Raw genomic sequence first — 18,309 nt, forward strand, 5'->3', positions numbered from 1 at the left:
ATTTTACTAAAGAATTGCCGTTTTGTCTGTATAACAAGTCTATTCCCTAGTAATTCTAATGAAAAATAAATAAAAACAGGACTCGTAACTACAAGTCCTGTTTACTAGAGGATATTAACCTCGGTGTTCCATTTTTATTTTAGCTTCTAATTCAGCTGTTTCACGCTCTTTAATTACTTTACGTTCTTCTTCTTTACGCTTTAGTAATTCACGTTTTAATTCTGGGTTAGGATCAACGACCACATCACCTGCATCTATTTCTTCCAGAGCACGACCTACATTTTTTACTGAGTCAAAGTTTTCTAGCATAGGAGTTGCTCCTGCCTCTAATTCGTGAGCACGTTTACTTGCAAGAATAACTAGTGAATATTTTGAATTTACTTTTTCTAATAATGAGTCAATCGACGGTTTTAGCATCATTTGGCTACAGCTCCTTTATCATTTTAATATAGCGATGGATTACGCGATCAACACGTAAATGCTCACTGTTAATAATTTCTTTAATACGAGAAACAGCGTTAGCTACTTCATCATTTACAACGGCGTAATCATAATGACTCATCATCTCAATCTCAGATACAGCGATACGCATGCGTTCTTCAATCACTGATAACTCATCTGTCCCCCGACCAACAATTCTTGATTTTAATTCAATCAAATCAGGTGGCGTCAAGAAGATAAAGACCCCATCTGGAACCTTTTCTTTTACTTTCATCGCCCCTTGGACTTCTATTTCAAGAAAGACATCTTTCCCTTGTTCCAATGTTTCATTAACATATGTCAAAGGCGTGCCGTAATAATTACCTGCATACTCTGCATACTCTAACATTTGGCCAGATTCAATTAATGCTTCAAATTCTTCACGTGTACGGAAGAAATAATCCACACCTTCAACCTCACCTTTTCTCATTTGACGTGTTGTCATTGAAATCGAGTATTCGAAATCCGTGCCTTCACTTTCAAAAATAGCTTTTCTGACCGTCCCTTTACCTACTCCCGAAGGACCAGATAGGACTATTAACAACCCTTTTTCTGTCATAGTGTCGTCCCTTTCAACTAATCGTATATCTAATTAGTTTATGATATTTTCGGAACTTCTTCAAGTCTTTTCTGCCTAAACTAGCTAAAAACTTATTAAGGTACCACTATTCGATATTTTGAACCTGCTCTCGAATTTTTTCAAGAATGGTCTTCATTTGTACCACACTCTCTTTAATCTCGATTTGAGTTGATTTAGAGCCAATCGTATTCACTTCTCTATTCATTTCTTGAATAACAAAATCAAGTTCACGCCCCACACTGTGCGACACTGCCAACAACCCTTTCATTTTGTTACTATGAATAACCAAACGGTCTAATTCTTCATTAATATCGCCACGTTCTAATAATAACACAACCTCAGTCAACAAACGACTTTCATCAATAGCATCACCTAGTATCTCTAATACTTTTCCCTCTAATCTCTCACGGTAAAACTGTTCACTTGCTGACGCGTGTGACTTCACTTGTTTTAAATAGCCCATAAAATCAAGTAAATACCCACTTAACACATTCTGAATCCCAGCCCCTTCAACTTCTCTACTTACCCGCAACTCAACGCATGCCGCTCCTATAGTTTCTAATAGCAGCACATCACATGTCGTCTCTTCGTCATTTTCCACAACTTCAAAAAATGACTCTTGTTTAATTAAACCAGATAAAATTGGAGATAAATCAAGCTTACTATGGTAACGTTTTTCAGACGCTTCCGTCAATTGTTCTACCAAACTATCCATAAGTCCCCAATTAACTTGAAGTTCTTTCTTCTTTTCACCTAACGTTTGAATCGTTACAAAACACTCTAACCTTCCACGAGAAAAATGCTCCTTTAAGAGTCGTCTTATTTCCATTTCCAAATGATTATATTCACGCGGGAGCTTTAACTGTATGTCTAAGAACCTATGATTTACTGCTTTAATTTCTACAGTCACTTGATACTCTTCATTCGCTATACTTTTTTTACCAAAACCGGTCATGCTCTTCATGCGACAGGGCTCCTTTTTATCAGCTAAACATCACTTACATTTATTCCATATCCAATAGTGCTTTTTTTAACTCTGCTAACTCTTCATTACTTAATGTTACACCTTTTCCCATTTTTTCATGATCCGGCGCCCATTCGCGTAAATCAAATTTGGGTGGACGTCCATTCCAACTGATTAAATTTAGCTCCTTGCGCCAACCTTTCGGATTTTCTGAAAGAACACCAATCTCTTCTATAATTTCATAACTAAACTCTTGTGCCATCTTTTTCTTCCTCCTCATTTAGAGTCATTTCAAGCCAATTGATTACTTTTGCAGCTAAATAAATTTTTGGTGCAAAGGTAATAACTGAACTCAATTTACCTTCTTTTTCTTTTGATTTCAGCAAACGATTGAGATAAATAACTTGCTGTTTTTCACTTGGAAGAGGAAGCCCATCAATGTAGTCTTTTACCCATTCATTCAAAGATAGTAGCATTGATTCTTCCTCTCCTAACCCTCCTTGCCAATCTGTTGCCAACTGCTCTTTGACAGCGTCCAAGAGCGTTTCTACAGTATAAAGTCGGGTTGGCAATACTCCTACAATTTTCGCAACAAATTCTAAGATAAATAACCCTGATGTTTCAATAGTCACCCTGTCGTTATAAAACTTACGTATTTTTGTCACAAAACCTTGAATAAGTTGATCCGTTTCTAAAACTTCTCTTTCATTTTCCGACAAATTAAGCGAAACAGCTTCTACCAACCAATCATAAATTTGAACAACAGACTCATCTGTTAATTCATGATTCAATGTGTACCAATGACCACAATAATCACCAAAAGCTTTCTTAGCCTCTAAATAACCCAAATCTATATTGAATTGCGATCTCGCACCATCAAATAACAGAACAGTCCCTAAACTCCACGGACTCGAAATAGTAATTTGAGGTAAACTCTCTTTATAGGAATGTAGTTTTGTTACACCTGGACCTTTCACATTCACAACAATCAACTCTGTTGCACCGCGTTCTAACGCAACATCTACTGGTATATTATTCCTATAGCCTCCATCAACATAATACGTGCCACCTATTTCTGTCGCCTCCATCGCAGGAAAAAATGAAGCTGACGCTAACAACCAATTTGAAAATTCTCCTTTTGGTGTTTCTTTCAAAGAAATGACAATCTCTTTCATGAGTGGTAACTGTGTGGTACACAAATACAACTCTTTAGGTTGGTTATACATCTTCTCATCATCAATCAAATCAAGAATTAACTCTTTAAGAGGTTGCGTGCTTACACCTTGATTTTCAACAGCCGATTTCACAAGCTTCTGAACATCTTTTAACATCTGTTGCAATGAAAAATTATCGTCATTCTGGTTACCTTGATAACTTAATATTTTCCCCGTATCAATTTCAGCCCACATCTTTTTCGCCTGCTCGTAATCTCCTTGCACTATAAGCCCACCGTTAAGCGCTCCAACGGATGTCCCACAAACTAATTCAAATTCAATACCCAGTTCTTCTAAAACTTTCCAGACGCCAACTTGATAAGCACCTCTTGCTCCACCACCAGCTAGTACTAAACCCGTATGAAAAGATAATGTTTTCGAAAGACTATAAGCACCTTGAGAAATTTGTGAAAACTCATAACCTAGGAGCTTAGATTTTGCCACGATAGCTAAATCATTTATCGCTAGTTTAATCTCTATGTATTTAAAACGATTTATTTTAGCAGTGGATTCTAACATCTCTAGCCAAAAAGTAACACCTTTATTCTTCTTTAGCTTACTTGGTAAAATCAAAAAATCTGTCACACTCATCGTATCTTGATAAACCTCATAACCTATCACGCCTACTATTTTATTTCCATCTTCAATACCCATGACTTTCACAGTATCTGAAGCTGACATCAATCTATCTACAATTCTTTTTCTTGCTATTCCATGCGAGGGACAATGCGGAAAAAGTTGTGTCATTTTTTTACCAACCTGTATCAGTTCACTTTCATTATAACAATTCAATTTAATAATTCTCATATTATGTCCCCCTTAAAACATTACTAAATAAAGTATAGCATACCTATTAGAGCAGGTGAATTCTCAATACTATTGGATAATAAAATCCTACCGTAAAGAAATAGTAATATATTTGACTTATTAATCACCTTTTTTGTATAATGTGTTTAACTAACAAAACAACCATCGGAGGTGAGTTATTTGGCAAAAGATACTTCAATCAAAAGCATGAAACAGTTAACAAAAAAGATTTCTGATTCTTCTCAAAAATTTCTCGCATCCTTTTTAGATGATAATCCTAAACTTAGGAAAGAACAGGCCCAACTTTTAAAACAAATCGATATAGCTTGTTCACAACAATCATTTGTTGTCCTTCAACTCGCTAACAAGCGAGAAGCAACAGAATCTGCTTTTGAAACGACATATGGCAAGCTGAAACGCAGCCCCAACAATACTGATATGGTTATATTGACCGATGAACAAACCGACAAAGTCAGAATGATTCCTGTCAGACATATCAAAAAAATAAGTTTCTTAAAGTCTAAGCAGACAGATACTTCTCAACAACAATTAGAAAAAAGCTAACCCGTTCAACTAGGGTTAGCTTTTTTAATTTTCTTCTAAAATAATTTGTGCTACAGCCACGTCAGCCGTATGAGAAATAGATACCCAACACTTTCCATTAAACGGTGATTTTGTCACAACAGGTTGGCCTGACTCAAGCGATAAAATCTCAATATCGTGAAAGCCGACTTCTCCTATTCCTGTTCCATAAGCCTTAGAAAAAGCTTCTTTACAAGCAAATCGTCCCGCCATAAATTCCACTTTACGTTTATCACCCAGCGATTCAAACACCTCAAACTCATTCTTTGTTAACACACGAGAAATAAATAATGGTTTTTCTGAAACAATCATCTTCATTCGGTCCATCTCTACTACGTCTAATCCAATTCCTCTTATCACTTAACATCCCTCTATTCCGTAACTTCTTTTCCATTATACAAAAAAAACGATGAAAGTCGAAACTTTCATCGTTTTAAAATTTAATTATTTATTACCAGTTCTGATAACGAAATCGCGTTTCCCTTTTTTAGGGTTCCCGCCACCTTTGTTTGCATCAGACTTACGAGGTTCTGAACGACGACGTTCGCCACCTTGTTGTTTGTCTTTATTTTCCCAGTTACGACGACGTTCGCCACCGCGACTGCCTTCTTTGTTATCTTTTCCACGACCTTCGCCACGTCCACCACGGTTGCCGCCTTCACGGTTTCCACGGTAATTACCGCCACTACGGTTTCCACCACGACTTCCGCCGCCTCGGTTTCCACCGCCACGGTTGCCGCCGCCACCACGTTTACCACCAGGTAATGGGCGTTCCGGTGTGATTTTAACTGGCACTTCAGCTGAACTTTCTTTTGCAACAGTTTTAATTAACATTCCTGCTAATTCTTCTGCTGAGTATTGAGCAACTAAATCGCTAGCAGCTGTTGTATATTCTTCTAATTCAGCACCTTCGAATTGTGATTGGATTGTTTCAATCGCAGCTCCGATTTGTCCAGCCATTGCTTCTTTTTGTGAAGGTGGACGTAATGGTGTCATTTTTTTCTTAGTTAAATTTTCAATAACGTTTAAGTAGCTCATTTCATTTGGTGTTACAAATGTAACTGAAAGACCTTCTTTACCAGCACGACCAGTACGTCCAATACGGTGAACGTAACTTTCTGGATCTTGTGGAATATCATAGTTGTATACATGGGTAACTCCTGAAATATCTAATCCACGTGCCGCAACGTCTGTCGCAACTAAAATATCTAATTGACCACCTTTAAACGCACGTAAAACGCTCATACGTTTTTGCTGTGATAAATCACCATGGATTCCTTCAGCTTTATAACCACGTAACTCTAAACCACGTGCCAATTCATCAACACGACGTTTTGTACGACCAAAAACAATTGTAAGTTCAGGTGTTTGAACGTCTAATAAACGAGTCATGATATCGAATTTTTCGAAATCTTTACTACGTACATAGTATTGATCAATTAAATTAGCTGTCATCTCTTTGTTTTTAATGGCAACGTGCTCAGGGTTCTTCATGAACTTAACACCAATACGTTTAATTGGGTCAGGCATAGTTGCTGAGAATAATAATGTTTGACGAGTTGCTGGAACTTTAGAAATAATCATTTCGATATCTTCCAGGAATCCCATATTTAACATTTCATCTGCTTCATCTAAAACTAATGTTTCAACTGTCTCTAATTTTAACGTTTTACGGTTAATATGGTCAATTAAACGACCAGGTGTTCCTACAACAATGTGCGGACCATCTTTTAATGTACGGATTTGGCGACCGATATCAGCCCCACCGTATACCGCTTGAACGCGGATTTTTTTATCTTTACCTAAACGGAATAATTCTTCTTGTGTTTGGATTGCTAGCTCACGTGTTGGTGCAATAACTAAACCTTGAACCATACGTTTGCTTGTATCAATCTTCTCTAACATCGGCAACCCGAATGCAGCTGTTTTACCAGTACCTGTCTGTGCTTGACCAATAACGTCTCTTCCTTCTAATGCTAAGGGAATAGTACCAGCTTGAACTGGTGTTGCTTCTTCAAATCCCGCACGGGTAATAGCTGCTAGTAATTCAGGTGATAAATCTAATTCTTCAAATTTCAAATGATATCCTCCTAATGTCTTTACGATCATTATATTTATTATTTATTTACATATATCCACACAGAATCCCTCTGTGTATTTATTAAATGTCCACATCTGTCCAAGTATAGCATGGACTATTAGCATTTACAATGAAAAGAGCTTTTAATTTTCAACAAGCTTTTCAACGATTTCAATTAATTTCATGCTATTACTTCCTTTAAGTACAACCATATCTTCTGATTTCAATTGCTTTTTAACAGCTTTAGCTAACTTTTCTTTTTCGTCCAGAGCATAGTGATGCAAACGCCTTTCAGGAAATTCTTCTTTAAGTTTATCCGCTAGAGCCTCCATCTGAGTCCCATACAAATAGACATGAGCAATCTTGTCCTGAGGGATAAATTCCGCAATACTTTCATGTAATTCCTTCGCAGTATCACCTAATTCTCCCATATCTGCTAATACCACTAGTTTTTCACCTTCACACGGAAGCTCTTCAAATGCTTGTAATACTAATGACATTGCTGTCGGATTAGCGTTATAAACGTCACTTAAAATCTCCGCGCCATTAGCTGCCGTTAACCATTCAGTACGACTTTGAGTCAGATTCATCATCATTAACCCTTTGGCAATTTTATCTGAAGAAATTCCAAAATAGTTACCGATAGTCGCCGCAATCAGTGCATTTTTCACATTATAACTTCCTAACACCGGAATAGTTAAAACTTGGTCCCCTGTTAAATTAACAGTGAATGACGTGCTCGTACGCGTTTCTTCTGTAATCTGACCTTTAACATCACTAGCTTCATCAAAACCAAATGTTTTAATTTCTTGTGATGTTTCTTCTAAAAATGACTCTAATAACGGCTCATCACTTGGAACAACCAATAGCCCTTCTTTTTTCAGACCCGCAGTAATTTCCATTTTCGCTTGTGCAATCCCTTTTCGAGTACCTAAAAATTCAAGATGCGACTCACCTATCATAGTAATTGCAGCTACATCTGGTTCACCGATTAAACTTAATTCTTCAATTTCGTTAAACCCGTTCATCCCCATCTCTAAAACAAGCATCTCTGTATCAGCGGGCATACTTAAAATAGTATAAGGTAACCCAATTTGGTTATTAAAATTCCCTTGTGTTTTATACGTTTTAAAAGCTTGTGATAAAACGCCATCTACCATATCTTTCGTTGTTGTTTTACCGTTACTTCCAGTAATTCCAATAACTTTTGGTCCAATTTTTCTCAAATAAAATTTTGCTATTTCTTGCATTGCTACTAGTGTATCTTCTACCACTAATGTTGGAATAACTTGCTTTTCAATACCTTGATTAGCAGCCCATAATGACAATACTGCACCGTTATCAGCAGCTACATTAATAAACTCATGCCCATCTCTTGCACCACCTTGTAATGGTACAAATAGTGACCCTTCTGTTACTTTTCTAGTATCAAATTCCACTGAATCAATTGTTAAATTTCCCCAGTTCTGCCAGTCATTTTTGGCACCTACCACTTCAGCTAATTCTCTAATTGTTATTGTCATCTTAATTGTCCACCCTTTACCAAAAAAAACTGAACGATTGGCGTTCAGCTTTTTATTTTGTTAGTCATGTGTAATTGATAATGCTTGACGCTGCTTGTGGCGCATTAAACCTAGTTGAATTAATTCTTCAATCAAATCACCATACTTAATTCCCATGTTTTCCCATAGCAATGGATACATACTAAACGGTGTAAAACCAGGCATAGTATTAACTTCATTCAAGAATAATTCATTATTACTTGTTAAGAAGAAATCACAGCGACTTAAACCACTACCATCTAAAGACAGGTAGGCCTGTTTAGCATATTGACGGGCTTTTTCATGTACCTCTTCTGGAATATCTGCCGGAATTTGTAGTGTCGCACTATTATCTAAATATTTAGATTCATAATCATAAAAATCTACTGTTTTTACAACTTCACCTGCTAATGTTGTTCTTACTTCTTCATTACCTAAAACAGCAATTTCTATTTCTCGAGCCTCTATCCCTTGCTCAACAACCACACGTTGATCATATAAGAACGCTTCATTAATGGCTGCTTCTAGAGAATCTCTGTCCTCAGCCTTATTGATACCAACACTTGATCCCATATTAGCGGGTTTGATATACATTGGGTAGACAAGTGAACCCTCACATTGATTAAAAATTTCTTCAGGTGTTTCTTTCCAAATTATTTTAGAAACTGAAACATACGGCACTTGTGGAATCCCGATTTGTTGCAAGATATATTTTGTCATAATTTTATCCATACCACACGCACTAGCTAAGACACCAGCTCCTACATACGGCATATCTAACACTTCAAGTAATCCTTGAACGGTACCATCTTCACCATTTGGTCCATGTAAGACCGGAAAGACAATACTATTTTCCTCTTTAATATCTGACGGTTGAATCACTTGGCCAGTTTCTGCAGTTAAATATAACTCATCTTGAGTGGCTGGAGCTGACTTCACTAACGGTCCTTTTACCCACTCGCCCTCTTTTGAAATATATATCAATTGAACATCATAATAATCATAATAAAATGCTTTTAACATCGAAAAAGTTGATAAAACTGAAATATCATGCTCTGCACTTTTCCCACCATATAAGATAATAATTTTCACTTAATGTTCCTCCTTAATAAACTCGACTGTCTCATTATACCAATTTTTTTTTACAAAAAAAAGCCTAACTCAGTGGTTTTTGTTTTCACATGTGATACAAGCCCTCTTAGTTAAACTTTTAACGCCCCTTGGACTAACCATGTATCCGTCACCTCAATTGTCCATAGCATAGATGATGTAGAATATACAATTTGTCCGACTCGGTTTTCTTCACGTAAATCACGATCGGAAATATTTCTTATACGATCTTCAACAACATACAAAGGAATAATATACTCCTCTTCTTTTGTACCCGATTGCCTTACATCCAGAACTAGTCCTTCTTGAAAAGCAGTTTTCAACACTTTAACTTTTTCAAATTCTATTTTACTAACCGTCACTGGTTTTTTAAATAATCCTTTTTTATGATTCATTTTGTCAAACACAATATTTTCAAGCTTCGCACTAATAAGTTTATAAAAATCATCCATTCGACGATAAAATACTTTTGTTAAATCATCAGGTTTTTCAAAATACACAAAATTATTTTGAAGCTTATAAAAGAATGGCGAATGTAGCTGCGAACTCATATGTCCAAAATATAAAAGTTCTGCAATTTCCATTGGTGTCAACTGCTGAATCAGATTGATATCTTTAAAATCAATCCATTTCACTTCAGATTCTCGTTGCTTTGATTTTTGGAAAAAATAACGAAGCACCTGATTTTGACCACGAATCACTCGCAAACCTGTATGTGGTTCGTATTCGCCATCGTTCTCATGAGGGTCAAGTAGTAAAATGTTTTCTGGAATATCAAATACCGATGATGAAAAATCATGAATATTTAATCCCCTAGAAAAAAGCGAATTCGATATTGTATCCAAGTGAATATATATATAATTAAGCGACATTTTCTACCCTCCTCTACTTTATTTTCATTATAATCCTATTCTACCTTATTTATGAACCAAAATGGTTTAATTATTAATTAAATTTTCATTACATTAGCAATTTTTTTCATTTTTTCAAGAAATAAGTTTGTAATAATTTTTCCTTTTAAAATAATCATTTATTTAGGATGCACTTTGCTAAAAGTTAGCGTATAATCAAGAAGAACATATAAAATAGGAGGTTAAAAGAACATGGCACGACAACAACACAAAAAAAAGAAATCTAAAGGTCGGATTATAAAAAACATTTTAATCAATCTGCTCCTTTTAATCATGTTACTAATAGGATTACTCCTAATTTTCAATAACAAAGTAAAAGACGTCATCGTTGAAAAAACAACTGAAAAATATAAAGTTCATCAAGTCACACCTGAACAAATCAAAAAGAATGAAAAACAAGAGGATGTCTCGTTTGATTTTAAAGATGTTGTTTCACTAGATTTAGAAACAGTAGTATCCTCAAGATTCATCGGTTATCAAACAGCCTATACAATCGGTGGTATCGCGATGCCTGAAATCGGATTGAATCTCCCCATCTTAAAAGGTGTCGATAATTATTCTCTAATCGTCGGTGCGGGAACAATGAAAGAAGATCAAAAAATGGGCAAAGGAAATTATGCTTTAGCTAGCCACAATATGCTAGAACGTAATTTACTCTTCGGCGCATTAGTTAACGCTCAAATCGGACAAACGATCTACTTAACAGACTTAGAGAATATTTACGTCTACACCGTTACTTATAAAGAATACGTTGAGCCTACTCGTACTGACCTTATTGAAGATCACAAAAACAAAACCGAGGTGACTTTAGTCACTTGTGACGCGACAGGTGCTAATCGCTTAATCGTCCAAGGTGAGTTTATTAAAAAAGTAAAAAATAAAGATGCAACAAACGACATGTTTAATGCATTCGAATTAGAAACGAATACCTATAAATAAAAAAGAAAGCCTACAAAAGGCTTTCTTTTTTATTTTGAAGCAATTTTACCAGTAGCATTCTGAACTTTTGACGATCTTCATCTGTAAATTTTTTGGGTCCTTTAGTTCGTTGACCTGCTTTTCTAAGTTTGGCACTCGCAAATCTAGTTTCTAGCATCATGTCAATTTTATAAGAATCATATTCAAAACCTGTATGATGACAAACGTGAACTCCTTTAGGTAAAGCTAAAGAAGCTAGTCCATAGTCTTGTGTCACCAAAATATCTGATTGTTTTAACAATGATACTAATCTAAAATCTGCAGAATCTGCCCCTTCATCTACATATACAACATCAACATGCTTTGGTAATTCCTTTTCGGAGTAGTGAGATAAACTGGTAACCATTGTTACTTTCTCATCATATCTCTCGGCTTCTTCCATAATAATTTTTTTTACAGGACAAGCATCCCCATCTATAAATATCATACTATCCTCATTTCTGCCCAAAATAAAAAGCCCTTACGTACTAGGCTCGTTATCTGAAACTACTTACATTTACAAAAAATCTACTTCCACTGTTTGAGTCAGAATATCAGTATAACTATATGAAACACGCTCTCTTGAATCGCCATCCTCATCCAAATCAACAATAAAAACTGCTGGATACGTTTCAGTTAAAATACCTGAATGTTTTGTTTGGCGCTTTCTACCTGTCTGAGCAACTAATGTAATCCGACTACCGATATGACTTTCCATCTTTTTCTTAATCGTTGACAACGTTGTTGGCATTTATTTCACCTCTAACTTAACACTACCATATTTTTATAAAAATTACAAGTTTATCACATTTTATATCTAAATGCAATACATTATATATATCAATCTGCTAAAGCGTAATAAGAGAGAATTAGAGTTATCAATATGTTATTCGGCTATTTTTTTCAACTTTCGTCTAGCACGGTCTATCCCATTTTTTACTTTTTCTTCAGAACACCTCGTCATTGCCGCTATCTCACATAACGGCACCGAGGTTAAGTAGCCTAATAGAACTAAACATTCAAAATTAGATAAGCACTGACAATAAGTTACTAATTCATCTCGTAAAATAATCAAATCACTAACGTAATCAGTTGGTTTTTCTTTAACCATTCCCACAAGTTCTTCTTTTACACCCACTTCATTCTCTAGAGAAGTAGCTGATACATCCATTCGCCTTTTAAATGCATTTTGTTTTCTGAGTAAACTATATATACGACGTGTCATATTTTTTTTGAAATAGGCACCGAACGTAATCCCAACGTCCTCTTGATAGCTTTCAGCAGACAGAAGTAGACATAGTCTACCTTCTTGTTGCCAGTCCTCAAAATCCAAATCTTTCACAGTATACATTTGTCTTAATTTATATACAACCGGTTGATATTTATCAAACAACACGACTAACGCATCACTATCGCCATTCTTTGCAGAAGCGATATAACTATTTAATTCTTCACTATCCATAGCGGTACCTCCAGATATTTAAAACTGACAACTCGTCCCGGATTTAAGTGTCGACATTTGATCTTCCCTCTTATTGCGACGCTATCATACCACTTTTTGGCATTCGTAAAAAGAGAACATTAAAAAAACTACTGAGATAAATCTTCCAGTAGTTTGTCTAATTTATTTAATTGTTCAGGACGCCATGTCCCTGCTCGACGATAATTTTGATATTGATAGTCTTTTGTGTCACTCACAATAGCTAATTTTGTTTCTTCCAAATCACGCCACAGTTCCTTAGCCGACTGTCTCAGCGCACCCTTAGAAAAGATAAGCCACTGCTCTGCTAAATCACTTGTCGCCACAGTCACTAAAGTCAACCGGGATACCAATTCCCCTGCTCTGCGCTCAATATAGGTGTCCGCTGTTTCATCAATCCCTGTAAATACAACTGTCAATTGATATTTTCGATACTCTTTAGAAAGTCCAGGAACGAACTGAGCATCAAACACTACAATCACTTGAACATCATGGTACTTAGCGTAGTTAGATAATTTAAATAACAGTAAATCACGTGCGTCTTCCATTTTATCCTGATTTTTTAGTGCAACCAGCTCAGGCCACGCCCCAATCATATTATACCCATCTACTAATAGTATTTGTCGTTTCACTTCATTCCCTCCTTCCTTTCTTATCTACACACTTATTTCATTCGTTTACGCAATACTTCATACATTAACAATCCTGCTGCTACACTGGCATTAAGACTTTGTACATGTCCTACCATAGGTATAGATAACATTTCGTCTACTTCTTTTTTCAAAATTGGAGACATGCCTTTTCCTTCATTTCCAATAATTAAAGCTAATGAACCTGATACATTCCATTTTTCATAGCTCGTTCCTTCCATATCTGTTCCGAAAATCCAAAAACCCGCTGACTTAAGTGTTTGCACAGCTTGCTTTAAATTTGTTGCACGCGCCACCGGAATGTGTTCCACTGCTCCAGTTGAGGTCTTAGCCACAACTGACGTGATTCCAACCGCTCGGTGCTTAGGTATAATAACACCGTCAACTCCTGTTGCATCTGCCGTTCTTAAAATCGAACCAAAATTATGCGGGTCTTCAATACCATCTAAAATTAAAAAGAATGGCTCTTCTTTTTTCTCTTTTACTTGAGCTGTTAATTCTTCAACTGTTAAGTACTCGTATTCTGTAATTCCTAATACAATCCCCTGATGAACTGCACTGTCTGTTAATTTATCTAATTTTGTTTTAGGTGCCCAAGAAATCGGCACTGAAAATTCAGCTGCTAAATCTTTTAACTCTTGTGTTTTAGGACCTTTTAAATCATCCTGTAAGAATAATTTATTTCCACGATTATTTTTCAAGGCTTCTATAACAGCATGTCTTCCAAATGAAAAATCCTCTGAACCTTGGTTTTCTTCTCCCGTAACCTCTTCTACTTCACGACCAGTTGAGCGTCCGCCACGTCTCCCCGAACGATCATCACGTTCACTTCTGCCACCTTTATCAAATCGATGCTTTGTTTGACGCTTTTTATTCCCTTGAAAATCATTTGCCATTTTATCGTTCCCCTATCTTCTTAATACACCAAGCCACTAATTCCTCTAAACGTTCTTTTTGTTCTGTTAAATGTAAGTAACCAAACAAGGCTTCAAAACCTGTTGAAATACGATATGTTGTGACATCTGCATTTTTAGCTGATGTATGACTTTTAGCATTACGACCACGTTTATACATTAGCATCTCCTGCTCAGATAACACTTCTGCTGCCAGCATTTCTTGCATTAAATAACATTGAGATTTTGCCGAAACATATTTTGTCGCTGTTTTATGCAACATATTTGGTTTCGTTAACCCTTCTTTTATTAAGTACTCACGAATATAAATTTCATAAATCGCATCGCCTACATAAGCTAGAGCCAAACCATTTAGTAGTGTATAATCTTGTTTTGCCATAATTAACTTCTTCTCCATCTCGTTCCTTGGGCCGTATCTTCTAAGATAATCCCTTGGTCTTTTAGTAAATCTCTAATTTCATCACTACGCGCAAAGTCACGACTAGCTCTCGCTTCATCACGTTCCACTAATAATTGATCAATTGTTTCATCCAATAACTCATTCTCACTAGAAAAAGCAACACCAAAAATTGTTAACCAGTCTGTTAATAATTCTGTTGCTTTTGTCATTATAACAGATGATACTTCTTGACGTTCGCTATATTGATTTAACCATTTAACAAATTCATATACAACTGTTAAACCGTTCGCCACATTAAAATCATCATCCATCTCTTCAATAAAGCGTTCTGTTAATGCTACCAGTGCCGCTTCATCTTCAGAATCTACTTCTAAACCAGATACACCATCTTTCATTCTAAACGCAACATTATCTATAGCTGTTTTTATCTTCTGTAAGTTATTCTCAGCTTCTGTAATGGTTTCTTCAGTGAAGGGTAGCGGGCGACGATAGTGCGTACTTGCTAATGCAAAACGAACGCTTGCAGCATGTCCCTCTTTAATATAATCATGAGCTGTTACAAAGTTACCTAGTGATTTACTCATTTTCTCGCCAGAATCCCCAACCGTTACGTAACCATTATGCATCCAATAATTCGCAAATGTTTGACCTGTTTTCGCTTCACTTTGAGCAATCTCGTTTTCGTGATGCGGGAAGGCTAAATCTTGTCCCCCGCCATGAATGTCAATCGTATCGCCTAAAAGTTTAGTCGCCATTACAGAACATTCAATATGCCAACCTGGTCTACCTAATCCCCAAGGAGACTCCCAAGATACTTCACCTTCTTTTGCAGATTTCCAAAGAGCAAAATCTATCGGATCTTCTTTCTTAGCTTGCTCATCACCTGTTCTATTACTTGCACCTATCTCAAGCTCATCTAATGACTGATCACTCAATTCACCGTAATCTTCAAATTTTCTTGTACGGTAATACACATCGCCCGCAGATTCATAAGCAAACCCTAATTTAATTAAACCTGATACGAAGTCAATAATGTCATCCATATGGTCAATAACACGAGGATGATGGCAAGCTGGTTTCACATTTAAAGCAGCCGTATCCTCTTTAAACGCTGCAATAAATTGATCAGCTAATTCTTTCGGTGTCATATCTTGTTCTTTTGCTGTACGAATAATTTTATCATCAACATCCGTAAAGTTAGAAACATAATTCACATCATAGCCACGATATTCTAAATATTTTCGAACGGTATCAAAAGCAATTGTACTGCGAGCATTCCCTATATGAATATAATTATAAACAGTCGGACCACATACATACATTTTTACTTTTCCCTCTTCTAAAGGTTTGAACTCTTCTTTCGTACGAGTTAATGTGTTATATATTTTTAACATAATAATCTGCTCCTTTTCGATTACTTTAAATAAAAAGCGCGTCTTTTTGTTCGGGCTAGCCAAACAAAAAGACGCGCTACGCGTGGTTCCACTTTTCTTATTTGTCACCTCACAGCAACAAATATCTTTTGTGTCTAACGACCACCTGCCGTTTCAAGTTACTTGTCTCAACTAAGACGTTCGCCTGAACCACTCAAAGAGGCATTTCACCAAGTTCCAACATCTGCTTACACCATGCGCAGACTCTCTAAAGATGTTCCCTTGATTACTTCTTCTTTTCTATGTGTTTTATTTTTAAGCTAATGCTTTTGTTAAATGATCTAATGTTTTTTCTTTACCTAACAATACGATTGTATCACCAAGTTCTGGACCATGCATTTCGCCTGATACAGCCACACGAATTGGCATGAATAAGTTTTTACCTTTAACACCAGTTTCTTTTTGAACAGCTTTAATTGCTGCTTTAATTCCTGGAACATCAAATTCTTCAAGCGCTGCGATTTGTTCTTTGAATGCTGTTAAAACAGTTGGAACTGTTTCTCCTGCTAAAACTTCTTTCGCTTCATCACCTGCTACTGGATGTTCACCGAAGAATAATTCTGAAAGTTCAACAATTTCAGCTGCATAACTCATTTGTGGTTGGTATAAACTTACTAATTTCTTAACCCATTCCATTTTTTCAGGTGTTGGATTTTCTTCAATACGTCCAGCTTTAACTAAATGAGGTAATGCCATTTCTGTCATCACGTCTAAATCTAATTGCTTGATGTATTGGTTGTTAATCCACTCTAATTTTTTAGCGTCGAAAGCTGCTGGTGACTTACTTAAACGATCAGCATCAAACATTTCGATAATTTCTTTTTCACTAAAGATTTCATCCTCACCTACTGGAGACCAACCTAATAAAGCAATAAAGTTAACCATTGCTTCTGGTAAGTAACCTAATTCACGGTATTGCTCGATAAATTGTAAGATTGACTCATCACGTTTACTTAATTTTTTACCAGTTTCGCTATTGATGATTAATGTCATATGACCGAATACTGGCGCTTCCCAACCTAGTGCTTCATAAATCATTAATTGTTTTGGTGTATTCGCAATATGGTCATCGCCACGTAAAACGTGTGTAATTTCCATTAAGTGGTCATCCACCGCTACTGCAAAGTTATATGTTGGCATGCCATCACGTTTTAAGATGACAAAGTCGCCACCAATACTTGATGAATCAAACGAAATATCACCTTTAACTAAATCGTTAAATTTATACTCTTTATTTTGAGGTACACGGAAACGAACAACTGCTTCACGGCCTTCAGCTTCATAGGCTGCTTGTTGCTCTGGTGTTAAGTTGGCACACATGCCATTGTAACGAGGCATTTCACCACGTGCTTTTTGTGCTTCACGAACTTCTTCTAACTCTTCTTCTGTCGCATAACATTTGTAAGCTAAGTTGCTTGCAAGTAATTGATCGATTAATGGTAAATAGATTTCAGCACGTTCTGATTGACGGTAAGGTCCATATTCGCCTGGATTTTCTGGACTCTCTGCCCAATCCATTCCTAACCAAGCTAAGTTTTCTAGCTGGCTTTTTTCTCCGCCTTCAATGTTACGTTTTAAATCGGTATCCTCAATACGGATAATGAAATCTCCATCATGATGTTTTGCATATAAATAGTTAAATAATGCTGTTCTTGCATTACCGATGTGTAAATGTCCTGTTGGACTTGGCGCGTAACGTACACGTACTTTTTTAGTCATTTTCTATTCCCACTTTCTTAGTTTTTAATATGGCCACAGCCAACGAACCTATTCCTTCTTCACGTCCAACGAAGCCCATGTTCTCCATCGTTGTCGCCTTTAGATTAAGTTGTTGGGTTGTTATCTTACAAACAGTTGTTATGACTTTCTTCATATCAGTTAAATAGGGTAACATTTTTGGCTTCTCTGCTAAAATTGTACAATCTATATTACCAATAGTAAAGCCTTCTTGCTCGATTTTATAACAAACTTCTTTTAAAAGGTCTACCGAAGAGGCTCCTTTTACATTTTCATCGGTTTCAGGAAAGACCTGACCTATATCACCGAGAGCAGCTGCACCTAATAGCGCATCAATGATAGCATGAATTAAGACGTCAGCATCCGTCACACCAAGTAACCCTTTTTCATAAGGGATCTCTACGCCACCTATGATGCATTTACGACCTTCGACTAACTCATGAACATCAAACCCTTGACCTATTCTCAT

The 18,309-nt window shown here is 36.3% G+C and carries 21 protein-coding genes and 1 other annotated feature; of the genes, 2 read left to right on the forward strand and 19 right to left on the reverse strand.

Annotation, left to right across the window (positions count from 1 at the left end; translation table 11 throughout):
• Window positions 1-114 precede the first annotated feature (114 nt).
• The 5 genes from rpoZ to OL233_RS09755 form a co-directional block, all read right to left on the reverse strand.
• Entirely contained in the window at window positions 115-420 is a 306-nt protein-coding gene (gene rpoZ / locus OL233_RS09735; protein ID WP_275472121.1) for a DNA-directed RNA polymerase subunit omega, read from the reverse strand.
• A 4-nt stretch (window positions 421-424) separates the two neighbouring features.
• Complete coding sequence (gene gmk / locus OL233_RS09740) at window positions 425-1,039, reverse strand: guanylate kinase (protein WP_126832806.1); 615 nt, start codon at window positions 1,037-1,039, stop codon at window positions 425-427.
• Between the two features lie 106 nt (window positions 1,040-1,145).
• Window positions 1,146-2,024 (reverse strand): YicC/YloC family endoribonuclease, encoded by an 879-nt coding sequence (locus OL233_RS09745; protein WP_275472122.1) that lies wholly within the window; start codon window positions 2,022-2,024, stop codon window positions 1,146-1,148.
• 40 nt (window positions 2,025-2,064) lie between these two features.
• Window positions 2,065-2,286, reverse strand: a complete 222-nt coding sequence (locus OL233_RS09750) for a YdbC family protein (protein WP_126832802.1) — start codon at window positions 2,284-2,286, stop codon at window positions 2,065-2,067.
• A complete protein-coding gene (locus OL233_RS09755) occupies window positions 2,270-4,045 on the reverse strand; it encodes a patatin-like phospholipase family protein (protein ID WP_275472123.1) in 1,776 nt (591 codons plus the stop codon). Before OL233_RS09755 ends, OL233_RS09750 begins: the two co-directional genes overlap by 17 nt.
• Before the next feature lie 180 nt (window positions 4,046-4,225).
• Here OL233_RS09755 and OL233_RS09760 point away from each other — a divergent pair, with 180 nt between their 5' ends.
• The gene (locus tag OL233_RS09760; protein ID WP_275472124.1) at window positions 4,226-4,609 is read left to right on the forward strand and encodes a hypothetical protein; all 384 of its coding nucleotides are present in this window, start codon (window positions 4,226-4,228) and stop codon (window positions 4,607-4,609) included.
• A gap of 24 nt (window positions 4,610-4,633) precedes the next feature.
• On the opposite strand, the gene acpS is transcribed toward OL233_RS09760, so the two are convergent.
• From acpS to OL233_RS09785, 5 genes are all read right to left on the reverse strand, one after another.
• Window positions 4,634-4,987 carry a holo-ACP synthase gene (acpS, locus tag OL233_RS09765; RefSeq protein ID WP_275472125.1) on the reverse strand — a complete coding sequence of 118 codons (354 nt, stop codon included), beginning with the start codon at window positions 4,985-4,987 and terminating at the stop codon, window positions 4,634-4,636.
• 84 nt (window positions 4,988-5,071) lie between these two features.
• Entirely contained in the window at window positions 5,072-6,706 is a 1,635-nt protein-coding gene (gene cshA / locus OL233_RS09770) for a degradosome RNA helicase CshA (protein ID WP_302470593.1), read from the reverse strand.
• A 144-nt stretch (window positions 6,707-6,850) separates the two neighbouring features.
• A complete protein-coding gene (locus OL233_RS09775) occupies window positions 6,851-8,230 on the reverse strand; it encodes a UDP-N-acetylmuramoyl-tripeptide--D-alanyl-D-alanine ligase (RefSeq protein WP_275472127.1) in 1,380 nt (459 codons plus the stop codon).
• 60 nt (window positions 8,231-8,290) lie between these two features.
• Window positions 8,291-9,340: a D-alanine--D-alanine ligase gene (locus OL233_RS09780; RefSeq protein WP_275472128.1), complete on the reverse strand. Its 1,050-nt coding sequence runs from the start codon at window positions 9,338-9,340 to the stop codon at window positions 8,291-8,293.
• Between the two features lie 110 nt (window positions 9,341-9,450).
• Window positions 9,451-10,230, reverse strand: a complete 780-nt coding sequence (locus OL233_RS09785; RefSeq protein ID WP_275472129.1) for a hypothetical protein — start codon at window positions 10,228-10,230, stop codon at window positions 9,451-9,453.
• Window positions 10,231-10,461: 231 nt separating this feature from the next.
• On the opposite strand from OL233_RS09785, the gene OL233_RS09790 reads away from it, so the two are divergent.
• Window positions 10,462-11,208, forward strand: a complete 747-nt coding sequence (locus OL233_RS09790; protein ID WP_275472130.1) for a class A sortase — start codon at window positions 10,462-10,464, stop codon at window positions 11,206-11,208.
• 10 nt (window positions 11,209-11,218) lie between these two features.
• Here OL233_RS09790 and OL233_RS09795 read toward each other — a convergent pair whose 3' ends face one another.
• From OL233_RS09795 to ispF, 9 genes are all read right to left on the reverse strand, one after another.
• Complete coding sequence (locus tag OL233_RS09795) at window positions 11,219-11,695, reverse strand: YaiI/YqxD family protein (protein WP_367618500.1); 477 nt, start codon at window positions 11,693-11,695, stop codon at window positions 11,219-11,221.
• 48 nt (window positions 11,696-11,743) lie between these two features.
• A complete protein-coding gene (locus OL233_RS09800; RefSeq protein ID WP_275472131.1) occupies window positions 11,744-11,977 on the reverse strand; it encodes a Veg family protein in 234 nt (77 codons plus the stop codon).
• A 135-nt stretch (window positions 11,978-12,112) separates the two neighbouring features.
• The gene (locus OL233_RS09805; RefSeq protein ID WP_275472132.1) at window positions 12,113-12,688 is read right to left on the reverse strand and encodes a sigma-70 family RNA polymerase sigma factor; all 576 of its coding nucleotides are present in this window, start codon (window positions 12,686-12,688) and stop codon (window positions 12,113-12,115) included.
• 128 nt (window positions 12,689-12,816) lie between these two features.
• Window positions 12,817-13,338, reverse strand: a complete 522-nt coding sequence (locus tag OL233_RS09810; protein ID WP_275472133.1) for an NYN domain-containing protein — start codon at window positions 13,336-13,338, stop codon at window positions 12,817-12,819.
• A 32-nt stretch (window positions 13,339-13,370) separates the two neighbouring features.
• The gene (rlmB, locus tag OL233_RS09815) at window positions 13,371-14,252 is read right to left on the reverse strand and encodes a 23S rRNA (guanosine(2251)-2'-O)-methyltransferase RlmB (protein ID WP_275472134.1); all 882 of its coding nucleotides are present in this window, start codon (window positions 14,250-14,252) and stop codon (window positions 13,371-13,373) included.
• 1 nt (window position 14,253) lies between these two features.
• The gene (locus tag OL233_RS09820; RefSeq protein WP_275472135.1) at window positions 14,254-14,649 is read right to left on the reverse strand and encodes a Mini-ribonuclease 3; all 396 of its coding nucleotides are present in this window, start codon (window positions 14,647-14,649) and stop codon (window positions 14,254-14,256) included.
• A gap of 2 nt (window positions 14,650-14,651) precedes the next feature.
• A complete protein-coding gene (cysS, locus tag OL233_RS09825; RefSeq protein ID WP_275472136.1) occupies window positions 14,652-16,064 on the reverse strand; it encodes a cysteine--tRNA ligase in 1,413 nt (470 codons plus the stop codon).
• 64 nt (window positions 16,065-16,128) lie between these two features.
• Window positions 16,129-16,355, reverse strand: a binding site (T-box leader).
• 3 nt (window positions 16,356-16,358) lie between these two features.
• Window positions 16,359-17,822 carry a glutamate--tRNA ligase gene (gene gltX / locus OL233_RS09830; protein WP_275472137.1) on the reverse strand — a complete coding sequence of 488 codons (1,464 nt, stop codon included), beginning with the start codon at window positions 17,820-17,822 and terminating at the stop codon, window positions 16,359-16,361.
• Window positions 17,815-18,309 (reverse strand): 2-C-methyl-D-erythritol 2,4-cyclodiphosphate synthase, encoded by a 495-nt coding sequence (gene ispF / locus OL233_RS09835; RefSeq protein ID WP_275472138.1) that lies wholly within the window; start codon window positions 18,307-18,309, stop codon window positions 17,815-17,817. The genes gltX and ispF overlap by 8 nt, the downstream gene beginning before the upstream one ends.

It is taken from the genome of Vagococcus proximus, from assembly GCF_029143285.1.
Classification (GTDB): Bacteria; Bacillota; Bacilli; order Lactobacillales; family Vagococcaceae; genus Vagococcus_D; species Vagococcus_D proximus.

Excerpts from the sequence above, each read along its gene's own strand:
- OL233_RS09820 (WP_275472135.1), bottom strand. The coding sequence starts at position 14,649 with ATGGCAAAACAAGATTATACACTACTAAATGGTTTGGCTCTAGCTTAT.
- gmk (WP_126832806.1), bottom strand. The coding sequence starts at position 1,039 with ATGACAGAAAAAGGGTTGTTAATAGTCCTATCTGGTCCTTCGGGAGTA.
- rpoZ (WP_275472121.1), bottom strand. The coding sequence starts at position 420 with ATGATGCTAAAACCGTCGATTGACTCATTATTAGAAAAAGTAAATTCA.
- OL233_RS09745 (WP_275472122.1), bottom strand. The coding sequence starts at position 2,024 with ATGAAGAGCATGACCGGTTTTGGTAAAAAAAGTATAGCGAATGAAGAG.
- OL233_RS09800 (WP_275472131.1), bottom strand. The coding sequence starts at position 11,977 with ATGCCAACAACGTTGTCAACGATTAAGAAAAAGATGGAAAGTCATATC.
- OL233_RS09775 (WP_275472127.1), bottom strand. The coding sequence starts at position 8,230 with ATGACAATAACAATTAGAGAATTAGCTGAAGTGGTAGGTGCCAAAAAT.
- OL233_RS09785 (WP_275472129.1), bottom strand. The coding sequence starts at position 10,230 with ATGTCGCTTAATTATATATATATTCACTTGGATACAATATCGAATTCG.
- OL233_RS09755 (WP_275472123.1), bottom strand. The coding sequence starts at position 4,045 with ATGAGAATTATTAAATTGAATTGTTATAATGAAAGTGAACTGATACAG.
- gltX (WP_275472137.1), bottom strand. The coding sequence starts at position 17,822 with ATGACTAAAAAAGTACGTGTACGTTACGCGCCAAGTCCAACAGGACAT.
- OL233_RS09750 (WP_126832802.1), bottom strand. The coding sequence starts at position 2,286 with ATGGCACAAGAGTTTAGTTATGAAATTATAGAAGAGATTGGTGTTCTT.
- ispF (WP_275472138.1), bottom strand. The coding sequence starts at position 18,309 with ATGAGAATAGGTCAAGGGTTTGATGTTCATGAGTTAGTCGAAGGTCGT.
- OL233_RS09790 (WP_275472130.1), top strand. The coding sequence starts at position 10,462 with ATGGCACGACAACAACACAAAAAAAAGAAATCTAAAGGTCGGATTATA.
- rlmB (WP_275472134.1), bottom strand. The coding sequence starts at position 14,252 with ATGGCAAATGATTTTCAAGGGAATAAAAAGCGTCAAACAAAGCATCGA.
- OL233_RS09805 (WP_275472132.1), bottom strand. The coding sequence starts at position 12,688 with ATGGATAGTGAAGAATTAAATAGTTATATCGCTTCTGCAAAGAATGGC.
- cysS (WP_275472136.1), bottom strand. The coding sequence starts at position 16,064 with ATGTTAAAAATATATAACACATTAACTCGTACGAAAGAAGAGTTCAAA.